Origin of the sequence: Micromonospora sp. NBC_00421, assembly GCF_036017915.1 — a bacterium.
Taxonomy (GTDB): Bacteria; Actinomycetota; Actinomycetes; order Mycobacteriales; family Micromonosporaceae; genus Micromonospora.
The window spans coordinates 6763410-6778216 of the sequence record NZ_CP107929.1; the positions used below are offsets into that span (position 1 = coordinate 6763410).

Annotated in this window: 17 protein-coding genes; 5 read left to right on the plus strand and 12 right to left on the minus strand. The window is 73.7% G+C overall.

All coding sequences use genetic code 11. From position 1 onward, the window contains the following. Nucleotides 1-45: 45 nt before the first annotated feature. From OHQ87_RS29175 to OHQ87_RS29205, 6 genes are all read right to left on the minus strand, one after another. Nucleotides 46-1914, minus strand: a complete 1869-nt coding sequence (locus tag OHQ87_RS29175) for an ABC transporter ATP-binding protein (protein ID WP_328349041.1) — start codon at nt 1912-1914, stop codon at nt 46-48. A gap of 23 nt (nt 1915-1937) precedes the next feature. Next, nucleotides 1938-3743 (minus strand): ABC transporter ATP-binding protein, encoded by a 1806-nt coding sequence (locus tag OHQ87_RS29180; protein ID WP_328343085.1) that lies wholly within the window; start codon nt 3741-3743, stop codon nt 1938-1940. A 47-nt stretch (nt 3744-3790) separates the two neighbouring features. After that, nucleotides 3791-4318 carry a methylated-DNA--[protein]-cysteine S-methyltransferase gene (locus tag OHQ87_RS29185; protein ID WP_328343087.1) on the minus strand — a complete coding sequence of 176 codons (528 nt, stop codon included), beginning with the start codon at nt 4316-4318 and terminating at the stop codon, nt 3791-3793. After that, a complete protein-coding gene (locus OHQ87_RS31490; RefSeq protein ID WP_442930865.1) occupies nt 4315-5919 on the minus strand; it encodes a DNA-3-methyladenine glycosylase 2 family protein in 1605 nt (534 codons plus the stop codon). Before OHQ87_RS31490 ends, OHQ87_RS29185 begins: the two co-directional genes overlap by 4 nt. A gap of 122 nt (nt 5920-6041) precedes the next feature. Then, nucleotides 6042-6581 (minus strand): hypothetical protein, encoded by a 540-nt coding sequence (locus OHQ87_RS29200; protein WP_328343088.1) that lies wholly within the window; start codon nt 6579-6581, stop codon nt 6042-6044. Beyond that, complete coding sequence (locus tag OHQ87_RS29205; protein ID WP_328343089.1) at nt 6578-7087, minus strand: SigE family RNA polymerase sigma factor; 510 nt, start codon at nt 7085-7087, stop codon at nt 6578-6580. Before OHQ87_RS29205 ends, OHQ87_RS29200 begins: the two co-directional genes overlap by 4 nt. Nucleotides 7088-7229: 142 nt before the next feature. Here OHQ87_RS29205 and OHQ87_RS29210 point away from each other — a divergent pair, with 142 nt between their 5' ends. The 3 genes from OHQ87_RS29210 to ychF all read left to right on the plus strand — a co-directional run bounded on the left by OHQ87_RS29210 (nt 7230) and on the right by ychF (nt 9642). After that, nucleotides 7230-7691 carry a hypothetical protein gene (locus OHQ87_RS29210; protein WP_328343091.1) on the plus strand — a complete coding sequence of 154 codons (462 nt, stop codon included), beginning with the start codon at nt 7230-7232 and terminating at the stop codon, nt 7689-7691. A gap of 62 nt (nt 7692-7753) precedes the next feature. Then, nucleotides 7754-8488, plus strand: coding sequence for a peptidase E (locus tag OHQ87_RS29215; protein ID WP_328343093.1), 735 nt, complete (start codon nt 7754-7756; stop codon nt 8486-8488). Between the two features lie 68 nt (nt 8489-8556). Beyond that, nucleotides 8557-9642: a redox-regulated ATPase YchF gene (ychF, locus tag OHQ87_RS29220; RefSeq protein WP_328343095.1), complete on the plus strand. Its 1086-nt coding sequence runs from the start codon at nt 8557-8559 to the stop codon at nt 9640-9642. 63 nt (nt 9643-9705) lie between these two features. Here ychF and OHQ87_RS29225 read toward each other — a convergent pair whose 3' ends face one another. Then, nucleotides 9706-10317 (minus strand): nucleotidyltransferase domain-containing protein, encoded by a 612-nt coding sequence (locus OHQ87_RS29225; protein WP_328343097.1) that lies wholly within the window; start codon nt 10315-10317, stop codon nt 9706-9708. A 122-nt stretch (nt 10318-10439) separates the two neighbouring features. Between OHQ87_RS29225 and OHQ87_RS29230 the strand changes: the two genes are divergently transcribed. Continuing rightward, nucleotides 10440-10910, plus strand: a complete 471-nt coding sequence (locus OHQ87_RS29230) for a GNAT family N-acetyltransferase (RefSeq protein WP_328343099.1) — start codon at nt 10440-10442, stop codon at nt 10908-10910. Between the two features lie 89 nt (nt 10911-10999). Here the strand turns inward: OHQ87_RS29230 and OHQ87_RS29235 are convergent, their stop codons facing one another. From OHQ87_RS29235 to OHQ87_RS29250, 4 genes are all read right to left on the minus strand, one after another. Next, the gene (locus OHQ87_RS29235; RefSeq protein ID WP_328343101.1) at nt 11000-11467 is read right to left on the minus strand and encodes a hypothetical protein; all 468 of its coding nucleotides are present in this window, start codon (nt 11465-11467) and stop codon (nt 11000-11002) included. A gap of 195 nt (nt 11468-11662) precedes the next feature. Next, the gene (locus tag OHQ87_RS29240) at nt 11663-12187 is read right to left on the minus strand and encodes a GNAT family N-acetyltransferase (protein ID WP_328343103.1); all 525 of its coding nucleotides are present in this window, start codon (nt 12185-12187) and stop codon (nt 11663-11665) included. A 53-nt stretch (nt 12188-12240) separates the two neighbouring features. Then, nucleotides 12241-12960, minus strand: a complete 720-nt coding sequence (locus tag OHQ87_RS29245) for a SanA/YdcF family protein (RefSeq protein ID WP_328343104.1) — start codon at nt 12958-12960, stop codon at nt 12241-12243. Nucleotides 12961-12997: 37 nt separating this feature from the next. Then, complete coding sequence (locus OHQ87_RS29250; protein ID WP_328343106.1) at nt 12998-13891, minus strand: NAD(P)-dependent oxidoreductase; 894 nt, start codon at nt 13889-13891, stop codon at nt 12998-13000. Between the two features lie 59 nt (nt 13892-13950). On the opposite strand from OHQ87_RS29250, the gene OHQ87_RS29255 reads away from it, so the two are divergent. Continuing rightward, the gene (locus OHQ87_RS29255; RefSeq protein WP_328343108.1) at nt 13951-14370 is read left to right on the plus strand and encodes a MerR family transcriptional regulator; all 420 of its coding nucleotides are present in this window, start codon (nt 13951-13953) and stop codon (nt 14368-14370) included. Here OHQ87_RS29255 and OHQ87_RS29260 read toward each other — a convergent pair. Next, on the minus strand, nt 14358-14720 hold the full coding sequence (locus tag OHQ87_RS29260) for a PH domain-containing protein (RefSeq protein WP_091241571.1): 363 nt from the start codon (nt 14718-14720) through the stop codon (nt 14358-14360). The genes OHQ87_RS29255 and OHQ87_RS29260 overlap by 13 nt on opposite strands. Between the last annotated feature and the right edge of the window lie 87 nt (nt 14721-14807).

Consider the following 14807-nt stretch of genomic DNA (forward strand, 5'->3'; position numbering starts at 1 on the left):
GGCACGCGGCCCACCGGCTGCCCCGGAGCGGTGCCGGACGGCCCGTCAGACCAGCGAGTCGCGCCACTGCCGGTGCAGCGCGGCGTACCGGCCACCGGTGGTGACGAGCAGGCCCGGTGGGCCGTCCTCGACGATCCGTCCGGAGTCGACAACCAGCACCCGGTCGGCGGTCTCCACAGTGGAGAGCCGGTGCGCGATCACCAGCGCGGTGCGGTCCCGCAGCACGGTGGCCAGCGCCTGCTGCACCAACCGCTCGGTCGGCACGTCCAGCGACGAGGTCGCCTCGTCGAGGATCAGCACCCGGGGGTCGGCCAGGAACGCGCGGGCGAACGCGACGAGCTGCCGTTGCCCGGCGGAGAGCCGCCCGCCGCGCCGGTGCACGTCGGTGTCGTACCCGTCGGGCAGGGCGGCGATGAAATCGTGCGCGCCGATCGCCCGCGCCGCCGCCTGCACCGCCGCGTCGGTGGCGTCCGGCCGGCCGAACCGGATGTTCTCCGCCACCGAGCCGCCGAACAGGTGGTTCTCCTGGGTCACCAGCACCACCGCGCGCCGCAGCTCGGCGTCGACCAGCTCCCGCAGGTCGACGCCGTCCAGCTCGACCGTGCCGTCGTCCGGGTCGTGGAACCGGGCGAGCAGCTTCGCCACCGTCGACTTGCCGGCGCCGGTCGGGCCGATCAGGGCCACCGTCTGCCCGGCCGGCACGGCCAGATCCAGCCCGGCCAGGATCGGCGCCTGCGGCCGGTAGCCGAACCGGACCGCGCGGAACGTCACCGCGCCCCGGCCCGGCCCGGCCGGCAGCGGCACCGGTGACGCCGGTTCGGGCACCCCGGGACGCTCATCCAGCACCCCGGCCAGCTTCTCCAGCGCGGCCGTCGCGGACTGCAGCGAGTTGTAGAACTGGCTGAGCTCCTGCATCGGCTCGAAGAACCGGCGCAGATAGAGCAGGAACGCGGCGAGCACCCCCACCTCGGTGTCGCCGCCGAGCACCCGCCAGCCGCCGTACCCGAGCACCAGCGCGACGGTGACGTTGCCGATCACCTTGATCCCCGGCGAGTACGTGGCGATCAGCCGGAACCCGAGCAGGCTGGCCCCCCGGTACTCGTCGTTGACCGTCCCGAAGATCTGCTGGTTGCGCGGCTCCCGGCGGAACGCCTGCACCGCGCGGATACCGCGCAGCGACTCGACGAAGTGGACGATCACCAGGGCCATCGCCTCCCGGCTGTGCCGGTAGGCGTGCGCCGAGGCGCGGGCGAACCAGCGGGACAGCCAGAACAGGAACGGGAACGCCAGCAGGGTCAGCGCCGCCAGTGGCAGGTCCAACCAGAGCAGGATGGCGGCGACCGACAGGACCGACAGCGCGGCGGCGACCAGGGTGTCGATCCCGCCGTCGACCAGTTCGGCGATGGAGTCCACGTCGCTGGTGAGCCGGGACACCACCCGACCCGAGGTGTAGCGCTCGTGGAAGCCGACCGACAGGGTCAGCAGGTGGCCGTACACCCGCTGGCGGAGCTGGAGCAGGACGGCCTGGCCGATCCGGGCGGAGCGGGTGAGGTAGCCGCGCCGGGCGGCGTACTCGGTGACGGCCGCGACGGTGAACGCGCCCGCGACGGCGGCCAGCGGACCCGGGTCGCCGGCCCGCAGCGGGGGCACCGCCCGGTCGATGCCGAGCATGACCAGGTAGGGCCCGGCCATCGCGGCGGTGTTCTGGGCGAGCAGCAGGGCCACCGCCGCGCCGAGCGGTCGACGGAGCGGCCGGAGCAGGTCCCGCAGCAGCGCCCGGCTCCGAGCGCGCAGCCTGGCGACGGCCTCGGGTGAGTCGTTTTCGGCCCGGCTGCGGTCGGCGTCCGGGTCGGTCGCCAGCCCACGCCAGCGCGACAGCGCGCCGATGGACCGGCCGTCGCTCCCGGCCGGAATGTGCTGTCGGGGCGGGCGACGGCTCACGAACGCACCAGGCCCGGAGTCGCCGAGGGCTCGGCGGCGAGCACCGCCCGGTACGCCGGCACCGTGGCCAGCAGCTCGGAGTGCCGCCCGACGGCGACGATCCGGCCCCCGTCGAGCAGCGCCACCCGGTCGGCCAGTGCCACGGTCGACGGTCGGTGCACCACCAGCAGCGCGGTGGTCTCCCGCAGCACCCGGCGCAACGCCGCCTCGACAAGCGCCTCGGTCTGCACGTCCAGGGCGGAGAGCGGGTCGTCCAGGACCAGCAGCGCCGGCCGGCCGAGCACCGCGCGGGCCAGCGCCAGCCGTTGCCGCTGCCCACCGGAGAGCGACAGGCCCTGCTCGCCCACCCGGGTCGCCAACCCCCACGGCAGCTCGTACGCGAAGTCGGCCTGGGCCAGCGTCAACGCGGCCCGGACCTGGTCGGCGTCGGCGTCCGGGCAGCCCAGGGTGAGGTTCTCCCAGACCGACATGGAGAACAGGGTCGGCTCCTCGAAGGCCACCCCGACCAGCCGGCGCAGCGCGTCCAGCCGCAGCGCCCGCAGGTCGTGCCCGTCCAGGGTGATCCGGCCGTCGGTCACGTCGTACAACCGGGGGACCAGGGAGAGCAGCGTGCTCTTGCCGCAGCCGGTCGCCCCGACCAGGGCCAGCGTCTCGCCCGGCTCGACGGTCAGCTCGATCTCCCGCAGCACCGGCTCCGGGCTGCCCGGATAACGGAACGACACCCCCTCGAAGCGGAGCCGGCCGCGGATTGCCGACCGGGCCAGCGCGACGGCGTCCGGAGCGTCCACGATCGACGGAGGGGTGTCCAGCACCTCCTGGATCCGGTCCGCCGCGGTCGCCGCCTCCTGCCCGTTGGCGATGATCCAGCCGAGCGACTGCACCGGCCAGATCAGCATCAGCTGGAGGCTGACGAAGGCGACCAGCTCGCCGACGGTCAGCGCGTCCCGGGCGACGAGCGTCGCGCCGCCGACCAGCACCGCGCCCAGGGTCAGGTTGGGCACCAGGTCGAACAGGGCCGAGGCGCGGGCCTGCATGGCACCCTTGCCGACCCCGGTGTCGTGCAGCGCGCTGGTCCGCCGGGCGAACCGTTCGGCCAGTTCCGGCCCCCGCCCGTACGCCTTCATGGTGCGCAGCCCCTGCGCGGTCTCCTCGACCAGGGTGGCCACGTCGCCCTGCTGGTCCTGCATCCGCCGGGAGACCGCGTGGTAGCGCCTGCCGAACCGGCGGCTGATCACGAACAGCGGCACCGCGCTGGCCGCCACCAGCAGACCCAGCGGCCCGTGCAACCGCACCAGGAGGATCACCACGGCGACGTAGGTGACCAGGTTGAGCACCAGGAAGAGCAGGCCGAAGGAGAGGAACCGGCGCAGCACCGACAGGTCACTGGTGGCCCGGGACAGCAGTTGCCCGGACTGCCAGCGGTCGTGGAAACCGGCCGGCAGCCGTTGCAGGTGGGCGTAGAGGTCGGCGCGGATGGTCGCCTCCATGCCGGCCGACGAGGAGGACTGGCTCCACCGCCGGATGAAGATCAGCACCGCCTCGACCAGCCCGAGCAGCAGGGCCAGCCCGCCGAGCCGCAGCAACCCGGCCGGGTCGTGCCGGGCCACCGGCCCGTCCACCACCCGCTGCACCACCAGGGGTACGGCGAGACCGGCCCCGGTGGCCGCCAGCGCGGCCAGCAGCAACAGGGCGTACGCGGGGGCGTACGGGCGCAGGTAGCGGCGCAGCCGCCAGAGGTTGCGCAGCGGCCGGACCCGGCCGTCCACCCTCGGGGCCGGGTCGCCGTCGCACGGCGCGGGCACCATCCGACCGTAGCGTCGAACGGTGTCGATGCCGCTGTCGGCTTGTGTCAGTTTGCCGTCAGCCGCCGCTCATGACCGAGCAACCACGTCTTCACCGCCAACCCGTACCGGTAGCCGCCGAGGGTCCCGTCGGTGCGTAGCACCCGGTGGCAGGGGACGAAGAGGGCGGCGGCGTTGCGGGCGCAGGCGGCGGCCGCCGCCCGGACCGCGGCGGGCCGGCCGGCCAGTGCGGCGTACGCGGTGTAGGTGATCGGCTCGCCGGGCTTGACGTCGCGCAGCACGGTCCAGGCGTGGGTCAGGAACGCCCCGCCGCTGTGCTGGGTCACCGGCACCTCGTCGATCGCGGTCAGCTCGCCGTCGAGGTAGGCGTGCACGGCGGCGGTCACCGGGCCGAGGTCGGCGTGCGGCCGGAGCGGGCCGCGCAGGCTCGGGTGCACGAGCGGCAGCAGGCTCTCCGGCGCGGTGGTGAAGCCGGCGGCCCGGACCGCGCCGTCCGGGCCGACCAGCACGCTCAGCGGGCCGGCCGGGGTGTCCATGGTGGTGGTGCCGATTGCCGTCGTGCCGGTGGTCGTCATGCCGCTCTCCAGAGTCTGATCGTCGCGTACGACCGCCAGGGTCGCCAGCGCTCGGCGTACGTGTCGAGGGTGGTGGGGGTGTGGGGCAGGCCGAGGGCGGCGGCGCCCCGGCGTACCGCGAGGTCGGTGCAGAGCAGCACGTCCGGGTCGCCGAGGGCGCGCATGGCCAGGTAGCCGGCCGTCCACGGCCCGATTCCGGGCAGCGCGGTCAACCGTCGTACGGTCTCCGCCCGGTCCCCGCCCGGCTCCAGGTCGACCTCCCCGGCGGCGACCGCCCGGGCCAATGCCCGGATCGTCTCCCGCCGCGCGACCGGCATCCCGAACGCCGCGTCCGGCAACCCCGCCACCTCCTCCGCCCCCGGAAACCCCCGCACCTCCCCCCACCCCCCACCAACCACTCCGAGCCCTCCGAGCCCTCCGAGCTCGCCGGGTTCGCCACGGTGATCAAGAGGTTTGGGGCGCCGGGAAGCGCTCTCCGTGACACAAGCCTCTTGATCACCGGAGCCGAGGCGGTCGGCGGAGGCCGGGGAGGGGGGAGAGGGGGAGGGGGAGGAGGGGGAGGGGGTGTGGGGGTGGTGGAGGAGGCGGGTGAGGGTGGTGATGGCGGCGCGGAGGGAGATCTGTTGGCCGATGATGGCGCGGAGGGCCAGCTCGAAGCCGTCGACCGCGCGGGGGAGGCGGACGCCGGGCTCGGCGGCGACGACCCCGGTCAGGGCAGGGTCGGCGGCCAGCGTCTGGTCGACCGCCTCCGGGTCGGCGTCCAGGTCGAACAGGCGGCGGCAGCGGGCCACCGCCGGGGCCAGGTCGCGCAGGTCCGTCAGCCTGAGCGTCGCGCCGACGTACCCGACCGCCGGGGTCAGCGCGACCTCCGCCGGGCCGTGCGGCAACCGCAACCCCCGGCGGTACGTCCCGTCGCGCACCTCCTCCACCCCGGGCAGCGCCCGGTCGGCCAGGAAGTCCAGCAGCGCGGCGGCGTGCAGCGGCGGCCGGTACGCCAGCCGGAGCGTGATCGTGCCCGCCCCGCCCGCTGCCGGTCGGCCGCCCCGCCCGGTGCGCAACCGTGACGGCACCGTTCCGTACACCTCGCGGACGGTGTCGTTGAACTGCCGTACGCTGCCGAACCCGGCCGCGAACGCCACCTCCGCCAGCCCCAGCCCGGTGGTCTCGATCAGCGTCCGGGCGGTCTGTGCCCGTTGCGCCCGGGCCAGTGCCAGCGGACCGGCGCCCAGTTCCGCCCGGAGCATCCGGTGCAGGTGCCGTTCGGTGTAGCCCAGCCGGGCGGCCAGCCCCGGCACGCCGTCCCGGTCGACCACCCCGTCGGCGATCAGCCGCATGGCCCGGCCCACCACGTCGGCCCGGACGTCCCACTGCGGTGAGCCCGGGGCGGCGTCCGGCCGGCACCGGCGGCAGGCCCGCAGCCCGGCCCCCTGCGCGGCGGCTGCCGACGGGAAGAACCGGACGTTACGTCGTTTCGGCGTCATCGCCGGACACGACGGCCGGCAGTAGATCCCGGTCGACGTGACGCCTGTGTAGAACCAGCCGTCGAACCGCTGGTCACGGCTGTCCACGGCCCGGTAGCACCGTTCGAAGTCCCACTCCACGCCACCGATCATGCCCGCAGGCCAGCGGCGGTGGCTCGCGGAAATCGGACCTGGGCGTGCGGACGCCCGGTGACCCCCTGGGCTCGGGCCAGCCGGGGCGGGTCACCGGGCGTCCGGCGTCGTCAGCGCCCCGGCAGCCCGACCGGCGGGGCGGTCTGCGCCGGTGCCGGTACGGCCGTCCGGCCGGTCTTCGGGAACCGGTCGCCGGGCGGTGCGGTCTGCGCCGGTACGGGTGCGGCGGGCGCCGCCGGCACGGCGGTCCGACCGGTCGTGGGGTCCGATCCGTCGGGCCGGGCCGGTACGGGTGCCGCCGGTACGGCGGTCCGGCCCGTGACGGGTGCGCCGGGTGCCGCCGGTACGGCGGTCCGGCCGGTCATCGGGGCCGGGCCGTCGGGCAGCGCGGGAGCCGGTGCGGCAGGTGGCCCGCTCTGCGGGGAGGCCGGTACGGCGGGCGGGGCGTCCCCGCCGCCGCTGGCAGCCATCGCGAGCGGTGCGGCGATCAGCACGGCGGCGAGGGCGCCCACCGCGCTCACCGTCATCGTGGCGCGGCGTCGGGTCCGGGCCCGGTGTTCCGCACGGGTCAACTGGTCGTGCACTGTCGGTGCCTCCTCGGCGAGGTCGGAGAGAGTGGCGCGGATGAGGTGCTCGAAGGGCGTGGTCACCGCCGTACCTCCAGCAGTTCGATGTCCGGCAGGAGTTGCCGCAACCGGGCCACGGCCCGGTGGGTGCGGCTGCGTACGGTGCCGACCGAGCAGCCGAGCGCGGCGGCCACCTGGGTCTCGGTCAGGTCCTCGTAGTACCGCAGGACCACGACCGTGCGCTGGGCCGCCGGCAGCGCCCGCAGCGCGGCCCGCATCGCCAGCCGTACGTCGGTGCCGCCGTTCGGGTCGGGCCCGGCCCGTTCGTCGGCGCCGGTGAGCAACGTCTCCCGGTGCCGGCGTAGTCGCCGCCACCAGCTCACCTGTTCGCGGTACATGACCGTGCGCAGGTAGCCCTCCGGGTCGGCGTGGCGCAGCTCGCGCCACCTCGGAATGGTCCGCGCCAGCGCCGACTGGAACAGGTCCTCGGCGGTGTGCCGGTCCCCGGTGAGCAGGTACGCGACCCGCATCAGGGCCGGCGTCCGGCTGGCCACGAACTCGGCCAGCCGGGCCCGGTCGTCCTCGTCCACCCGCCCTCCCCGATGTTGTCTGTCACAGATACAGACGCCCCAGCTCGGCGTAGCTATCCGCTCCGCCTGTCGCAGTTTCCCGCCGGAAAAGTGTCGGTAGTGGTCGGTAGCGTCCCGGCACCAACTCCAGAAGGGTGTGGCGATGGCGAGCGTGACCGGGTGGGGGGATCCTCGGTCAGGGCGGGTGCGGTTGGACGATGCCGCCGCCCAGGGCCTCTACGACCGGATGCGGGTGGTCGCGCCGGCCGCCTTCGGTGCGATCGAGCGGGACCGGGCCGACGACCCGGCGCGGCCGTTCGCCGACACCGCCTGTGGTCGGCTCGCCGGGTCCCTCGACGCGGCCGGCCTCCGGGCGTTGGGCATGTGGGCGCACCACTGGTGCATGCGGTTCTACGACGACGACACCCGGGTCGGCCGGCGACTGGTCCGGGAGATCGCCGGCCGGCGGGGGCTGGGCTGGACGGCCGACGAGGTCCGCTGGATGCTCGGCGAGTCCGAGCGGGCCGGGCCGGCCGCCGGGGACAGGTTCACGCTGCCGCTCGCGGCGGCCGGCGAGCTGCCCGGGACGGCGGACGGCGGGACGGGCTGGCGTCTCGCCGGCTGAACCCGGCCAGGGTGTGGCGGTGACGCAGGATGGGGACGGAGCCAGCCGACGAAAGGACCAGCATGCCCGCCAGCGCACCGACGATCGTCGCCACCAGCATGGGTTTCACCAGCCGCCACCGGGGCCCGTGGGACGCCGACCCCGGGCCGGTCTTCGACCTGATGGCCGAGTTGGCGCAGGCCGACGAGCCGAGGATCTGCTACCTCAACCAGGCCGTCGGCGACCAGCCCACCTCGCTGGCGGTCTTCCACGGCGCGTTCGCCGGCACCCGCTACCGCCCGTCGCACCTGGCGCTGTTCCCGATGCCCAACGTCGAGGACGTCCGGGCGCACCTGCTCGGCCAGGACATCGTCTGGGTCGGTGGCGGCAGCGTGGCCAACCTCTGCGCGGTGTGGCGGGTGCACGGCCTGCCGGAGATCCTGCGCGAGTGCTGGGAGGCGGGGGTGGTGCTCGGCGGGGTCTCCGCCGGCTCGATCTGCTGGCACGTCGGCGGCACCACCGACAGCTTCGGCCGCAAGCTGCGCGCCTACACCGATGGTCTGGGCTGGCTGCCCTACGGCAACGGGGTGCACTACGACAGCGAGGCCGAGCGTCGGCCGCTGCTGCACCGGCTGGTCGCCGACGGCACCCTGCCGGCCAGCCACTGCACCGACGACGGGGTGGGGCTGGTCTACCGGGGCACCCGGCTGGCCGAGGCGGTCGCCGACCGGGCGGGGGTGGCCGCGTACGAGGTGGTGCCGGATGGTGCGGGTGGGGTCCGGGAGACCCGGATCGAGCCCCGGCTGCTCACCGCCTGAGCCTTTCCGGCGCTGCCGACGGGGCTGCCTGCCGGGTGTCGGTGGTCGACGGCGTAAGCTGGCCCGTCGTGAGTCTCACCATCGGCATCGTCGGCCTGCCCAACGTCGGCAAGAGCACCCTGTTCAACGCGCTGACCAAGAACGACGTGCTCGCGGCGAACTATCCGTTCGCCACCATCGAGCCCAACGTCGGGGTGGTGGGGCTGCCGGACGACCGGCTCGGCAAGCTCGCCGAGATCTTCTCGTCGCAGAAGGTGCTGCCCGCGCCGGTGTCGTTCGTCGACATCGCCGGCCTGGTCCGGGGCGCGTCCAAGGGGCAGGGCCGGGGCAACGCCTTCCTGGCGAACATCCGGGACGCCTCGGCCATCTGCCAGGTGGTGCGCGCCTTCTCCGATCCGAACGTGGTGCACGTCGACGGCAAGGTCTCGCCGGCCGACGACATCGAGACGATCAACACCGAGCTGATCCTGGCCGACCTGCAGACCCTGGAGAAGGCGCTGCCCCGGCTGGAGAAGGAGGCCAAGCTCCGCAAGGACCGGGCCGCCGCCGTCACCGCCGCCAAGCAGGCCGTCGAGGTGCTCGACGGCGGCACCACTCTCTACGCCGGGGCCGCCGCCGCCAAGATCGAGCTGGAGCACCTGCGGGAGCTGCACCTGCTCACCACCAAGCCGTTCCTCTACGTCTTCAACGTCGACGAGGCCGAGCTGGCCAACGCCGGTTTCCTCGACGAGCTGCGGGCGCTCGTGGCTCCCGCCGAGGCGGTCTTCATGGACGCCAAGATCGAATCTGAGCTGGTGGACCTGCCCGAGGAGGAGGCCCGTGAGCTGCTGGAATCGATCGGGCAGCACGAGCCGGGGCTGAACCAGCTCGTCCGGGTCGGCTTCCGCACGCTCGGGCTCCAGACGTACCTCACGGCGGGGCCGAAGGAGGCGCGGGCCTGGACCGTGCCGGTCGGCGCGACCGCCCCGGAGGCCGCCGGGGTGATCCACAGCGACTTCCAGCGGGGTTTCATCAAGGCCGAGGTGGTCTCCTACGGCGACCTGGTCGCGGCCGGATCGATGGCGGCGGCGAAGGCCGCCGGCAAGGTCCGGATCGAGGGCAAGGAGTACGTCATGCAGGACGGCGACGTGGTGGAGTTCCGCTTCAACGTCTGATTCCGCCCGCCGCCCGCCCGGCCGTGGGGTCGAGGGTGTCTCGCAGCCGCTGAGGGAGACGGGTCAGGGGTGTCCCAGTCGGGGGTCGTCCGACCACGGTGAGTTCGGGTGTGCCAGCCGGACCGCCTCGCGCAACCATCGGAGCTGCGCCGGGGTCAGCAGGTGCCGGGCGACGTCCAGGTCGCGCTCGTCGCGGGGGCGCGGGTCGGGTGACTTCCACAGCAGTTGGGTGACGGGCGTCCCGGTCGGTACGGCGCGGATGGACGCCACCGCCGAGTCCCACGGGAGCGTGATCCGTGGATCGCGTCGGTAGCGCCAGCCCGTCTCGGCGCCCTCCTCCAGGTTGATCTGGAGGACGAAGCGGTCCCGACCGGCGTCGTACACCCAGATGTTGTGCACCTCGGGGTCGTCGTGCCCGTCCGCCAGCGGGAACAGGTGCCCCCGCCGGGCCGCGAACGGCCGCAGGTCCGCCGGTAGTGCGTGCAGCAGGGCGGGCAGCGCCGGCCGCAGGGTGCTGACGTCGATGTCACCGTGCGGTCGGCTCGGGCTGCCGTGCCAGTGGTCGATGGCCCATCCCCCGGAGAGCCACCAGCGCGCCGGGCAGCCGGCGAACAACGCGTGCACCTCGGTGACCGAGAGCGCGGACCAGAGGTGCCGTTGAGGGTCGTACCGCACGGATCCAGGCTGACAGCCGGCCCCGCCGGGCGCCAGTCGGAAACCGGCGCTCTCGCGGGTCGCCGGTCGACCCTGCGACCACGAGGCAGCGGGCGGGGTGGTGCTGACCCTACGGTGGTGGTGTGGTGACCTTGCGGCTGGAACCGATGACCGACGAGCAGTACCTCCGCTACCGGGAGCGCGCCGAGGAGGACTACGCGCAGAACATCGCCGCCTCCGGGGCGATGCCGCTGCCGGAGGCGCAGGAGAAGGCCCGGCAGGACTACCAGGGCCTGTTGCCCGACGGGTTGGCCACCGAGGGGCACCGGCTGTGGACGGCGTACGACGACGCCGACGAGGTCGGCATGCTCTGGCTGCACCTGGAGCAGAAGTCCGACGGCCTGCACGCCTTCGGCTACGACTTCGAGGTACGCGAGGAGTTGCGCCGCCGGGGCTACGGCCGGGCGATGATCGAGGCCGCCGAGCAGGTGTGCCGGGAGTTGGGCGTGGTCGCGATCGGGCTGAGCGTCTTCGGGTTCAACTCCGGCGCGCGGGCGCTCTACGAGCAGATGGGCTTCGAGGTCACCGCCGTCCGGATGATCAAGCGGCTGTGACGCGCCGAGAACGGGCCTGACCGGGCGCCCGGGACGATTCGGCCCACCCGGGGTCGGGACGGGCGCCCCGACCCCGGCCGGTCCACCCCTCAGCGCCGGTAGACCGAGATGTGCGACGTGCTTGTGGCGTCGAACGGCTGCCGGTGCCAGTCGGCGTACCGTTCGACGAGCCGTAGACCGGCCCGGTCCGCCAGCTCGTCGATCTGCTCCGGCCAGCAGTACCGCATCGCGAATGGCGCCAGGTGCACGCCCTCGCGGTCGAAGGTGATCGTCTGCCGGACGAAGGTCTGTGCGGTCCGGTCGTACTGGTGCAGCCGGATGGTGGCCGAGTCCTCGGTCACCGACCGCATCTGTACCTGCTCGTCCCGGTCGAAGCCGGCCGGGTCGGCGAGCGGCAGCGCCACCCGACCCGTCCCGATGGCGAGTTCGAGCACCGGGCCGCCGCCGGCCCGCTCGACGAGGAAGTCCACCGCCGGTACCGGGTCCGGGTTACCCGTGCCGTCGTAGCTGTCGGCCCACAGCCGGCCGAAGTGCCCCGGATCGTCGAAGACCGACATCAGCGGCCTCCTTTCGGAACGACCGCCGGACCGCTGCTATCGGCGCTGACCCGCGCCGTGGTCGTGGAACTGCTGGTAGTCACGAAGTCTCGATTCCGTCTGGTGGGGGATGGTCCCTTCCTGAGTGGACTTCGCTGCGTACGGCATGTCGTCTGCTCCCTCCGGTCGGCTTCGCGCCCGGAGCCAAGCAGTGCGTCAGTCAGCGGGCAACCGGGTTTCCGGCCGCTCGGGCCGGCCGGTCAGGTCGAGCGTCCAGTGTCGGGTGGTGATGACCTGGTCGTTGAACTCGACGTCCTCCTCGCCGAGCAGGGTGAACCCGAGCGCCCGGCAGATCCCGTTCGACGGGCCGTTGGTGACCGCCGGGAAGGCGTGTACGACGCCCCAGCGTCCTTCGGCGCGCGCCTGGTCGAGCAGTGTCCGGACGCCCTGCTTGGCGAGGCCCCGGCCCTGGAACCCGGGCAGCACCATCCAGCCGATCTCGGTGACCGCCTCGTCGTCCGACCCGTGCCGCCACAGGGTGACGGTCCCGGCGACGGTGTCGTCCACCACGATCATCTTGATCAGTGCGGTGCCGTCGGCGGCCAGCTCGGCGTCCCGGCGGACCTGCCGGGCCACGTGCGCGGCCGGCAACGGCCCGCCGAGTTCGGCCATCATCACCGGGTCGCAGCGCATCCGCAGGTACGCCTCGACGTCGGTGGCGAGCACGTCACGCAGGAACACACCGCACCCACTTCCGTCGGCTCCACGTACGGCCGCCCGGCCGGGGCGGCCGGTCAACCATCGCGCAACGCGTCGTCCACGCCTGTCTCGCGGCGACCGAGGTGGGTCGGGTCGCGCCCGGACAGCAGGTCGAGCATGGCCTTCACACACGCGCCATACTCGCGGGTGGAGCTGATCCGCCACCTCAGGTCGTCCGCGCGGGCGGTCTCGTCGCCCACCCCGCTGGCGTCGATGCCGAGCCGACGGCACACCGCCACGGCGCGGGGCAGGTGGAAGGACTGGGTCACCACGGTGGCCCGGTCCACCCCGAAGATCCGCTTGGCGCGGGCGCAGGAGTCGTAGGTGTCGAAACCGGCGTAGTCGAGCACCACCCGGTCCGCCGGCACCCCGTGCCCGAGCAGCCAGCGTCGCATCGCGGTCGGCTCGTCGTAGCCCGGGTTCATGTTGTCGCCGGAGAGCAGGATGGCGTGCACCCGGCCGGCGGCGAGCAGTCGCCGCGCGATCTCCAGCCGGGCGGTGAGGAACGGCGACGGCGTGCCGTCGGACTGCACCATGGTGCCCAGCACCAGGGCGACGGGTGCCTCGGGGACGTCGTCCTCGGCGAAGACGTGCCCGTCGGCGTCGCTGCGGATCCAGGCCACGCTCGCCACGGTGCCGCCGGCCAGCAGCATCAGGCCGACGACGGCCGCGACGACGGCGCGGCGTAACCAGCGGGCACGCCGACCGTCGGCACGGCGCAGTCGTCGGACCACAGTGGAGAACCTGCTCCGCATGCCGAGGAGTATCGCAGGGTCGCCGGCCCGGCGGGGGTCAGGCGGAGCGGGCCGGGGCGAGGAACCGGGCCAGCCGGGCGAGACCGTCCTCGCCGTGACCGGCGGTGACGGCCCGTCCGATGACGGACCGGGCGGCGCGCAGCACCCCGGAGTCGATCCCGTGGGTGTCGGCGGTCTCGATGACGTGGGTGATGCCCGAGTGGGCCGAGGCGATGGTTGACCGGTCGCCGGGGAACCGCTCCTCGGCGAGCTGGTCGGCGAAGCGGGCCGTCATCTCCCCGAGCATCGGGGCGATCCCGGCGGCGTACCTGGCGAACGAGCCGGGGGCGATGCCCTCGGCCGAGGCCAGCGCGAAGGCGTGGGTCAGGCCGCTGACCGCGGTGCCGAACAGGTCGAGCAGCGCCATGTCGTACGCCGCCGCCGCGCCCGGGTCCGGCCCGAGGAAGGCAGGGGTGCCGCCGAAGGTCGCCAGGACGGGCCGGGCGGCGTCGAAGGCGGACCGGCTGCCGCACCACAGTGCCGTGGCGGCCGGGGTGCCGATCGTCGGGGTCGGGGTCAGGATGGCCCCCTTGACCAGGTCGACGCCGTGATTGTCGGCCCAGTCGGCCAGCTTGCGCGCCTCGTCCGGTCGGCCGGTGGTGACGTCGACGACCGTCCGGTCGCCCCAGTCGTCATGGGCGGCCAGCACGGCGTCGACCGCCGCCGGGTCCCGCAGGCAGGTGATCACGAGGGTGGCGGTCCGGACCGCCCCGGTGACTGTCGGTGCGGCCGTCGCGCCCCGCGCGACGAGAGGTGCGGCCCGTTCCGGCGTACGGTTCCAGACGGTCGTCGGAATGCCGGCGGAGATCAGGGTGGCGGCGAGCGCCTGGCCCATCGGGCCCAGGCCGAGCACCGCCACCGGGTCGCGGTACGTGAGTTGTCGATCGCTCATGCCGGCGACGGTAGACCTTGACGTTGACGTGAAGGTCAAGTCCGCGATCTCCTGTACGCATGCGGATCGGCGAACTGGCCCGGCGGGCCGGGGTGAGCACCCGGGCCCTGCGCTACTACGAGGAGCAGGGCCTGCTGCGGCCCGAGCGGCGGTCGAGCGGCTACCGAGACTACGGCGAGCAGGCGCTGACCACGGTGCGGCACATCCGGCTGCTCCTGTCGGCCGGGCTCGGAACGGCGGTGATCGCCGAGATCCTGCCCTGCGTGCCGGACGACACCACGGTGCTCGCCCCCACCTGCCCCGAGCTGCTGGACGGCCTCGCCGAGGAGCGGGCGCGGATCACCGCGTCCATGCAGCGGCTGGCCGCGGCCCGGGACATCCTCGACGCCCTCATCGCCACCGGGACGCCTCCCGCCGGCCGGGAGGCGGTCGTCGCGGCCCGTGGTGGCGGCGGGCGGGGCGGGGGTCAGGAGATGTAGTGCAGGATCACGTTGTGCACGTGGTGGCTCTTCTGCGCGCCGCGGAACTCCACCTCGTAGGTGTGGGTGCCGACGTGAACCGCGATCGAGCCGGTGGAGAAGAACTCCCCGCCCCAGGACTTGTTGCTCACCACGCTCACACTGGTGATCTTCGAGTACGGGATGCTGGTGATCGCGTACTTCTTCCCCACGAACGAGCGGTCCTGGATGATCACCCGCCGGTCGGTCAGGCCGATGAACCCGGTGCCGGTGCCGACGGCGTCGTAGACGGCGATGATCTGTTCCCCGTCGAGCAGTCCACTCTGGATCTGCTGGAACTGCTCCTTGCGGTCGTACGTCGCATTTGCCATGGATCCCACGGTAGGAGACGCCCGCCAGCATCGGCCCTTCCCCGCTGGTTGGTCCGGTCGACTAGTCTCGCCATGCCTGGCCAGACG

Excerpts from the sequence above, each read along its gene's own strand:
- OHQ87_RS29235 (WP_328343101.1), bottom strand. The coding sequence starts at position 11,467 with ATGTCGGTCTTCGACGATCCGGGGCACTTCGGCCGGCTGTGGGCCGAC.
- OHQ87_RS29255 (WP_328343108.1), top strand. The coding sequence starts at position 13,951 with ATGCGGATCGGCGAACTGGCCCGGCGGGCCGGGGTGAGCACCCGGGCC.
- OHQ87_RS29250 (WP_328343106.1), bottom strand. The coding sequence starts at position 13,891 with ATGAGCGATCGACAACTCACGTACCGCGACCCGGTGGCGGTGCTCGGC.
- OHQ87_RS29185 (WP_328343087.1), bottom strand. The coding sequence starts at position 4,318 with ATGACGACCACCGGCACGACGGCAATCGGCACCACCACCATGGACACC.
- OHQ87_RS29260 (WP_091241571.1), bottom strand. The coding sequence starts at position 14,720 with ATGGCAAATGCGACGTACGACCGCAAGGAGCAGTTCCAGCAGATCCAG.
- OHQ87_RS29210 (WP_328343091.1), top strand. The coding sequence starts at position 7,230 with ATGGCGAGCGTGACCGGGTGGGGGGATCCTCGGTCAGGGCGGGTGCGG.
- OHQ87_RS29245 (WP_328343104.1), bottom strand. The coding sequence starts at position 12,960 with ATGCGGAGCAGGTTCTCCACTGTGGTCCGACGACTGCGCCGTGCCGAC.
- OHQ87_RS29215 (WP_328343093.1), top strand. The coding sequence starts at position 7,754 with ATGCCCGCCAGCGCACCGACGATCGTCGCCACCAGCATGGGTTTCACC.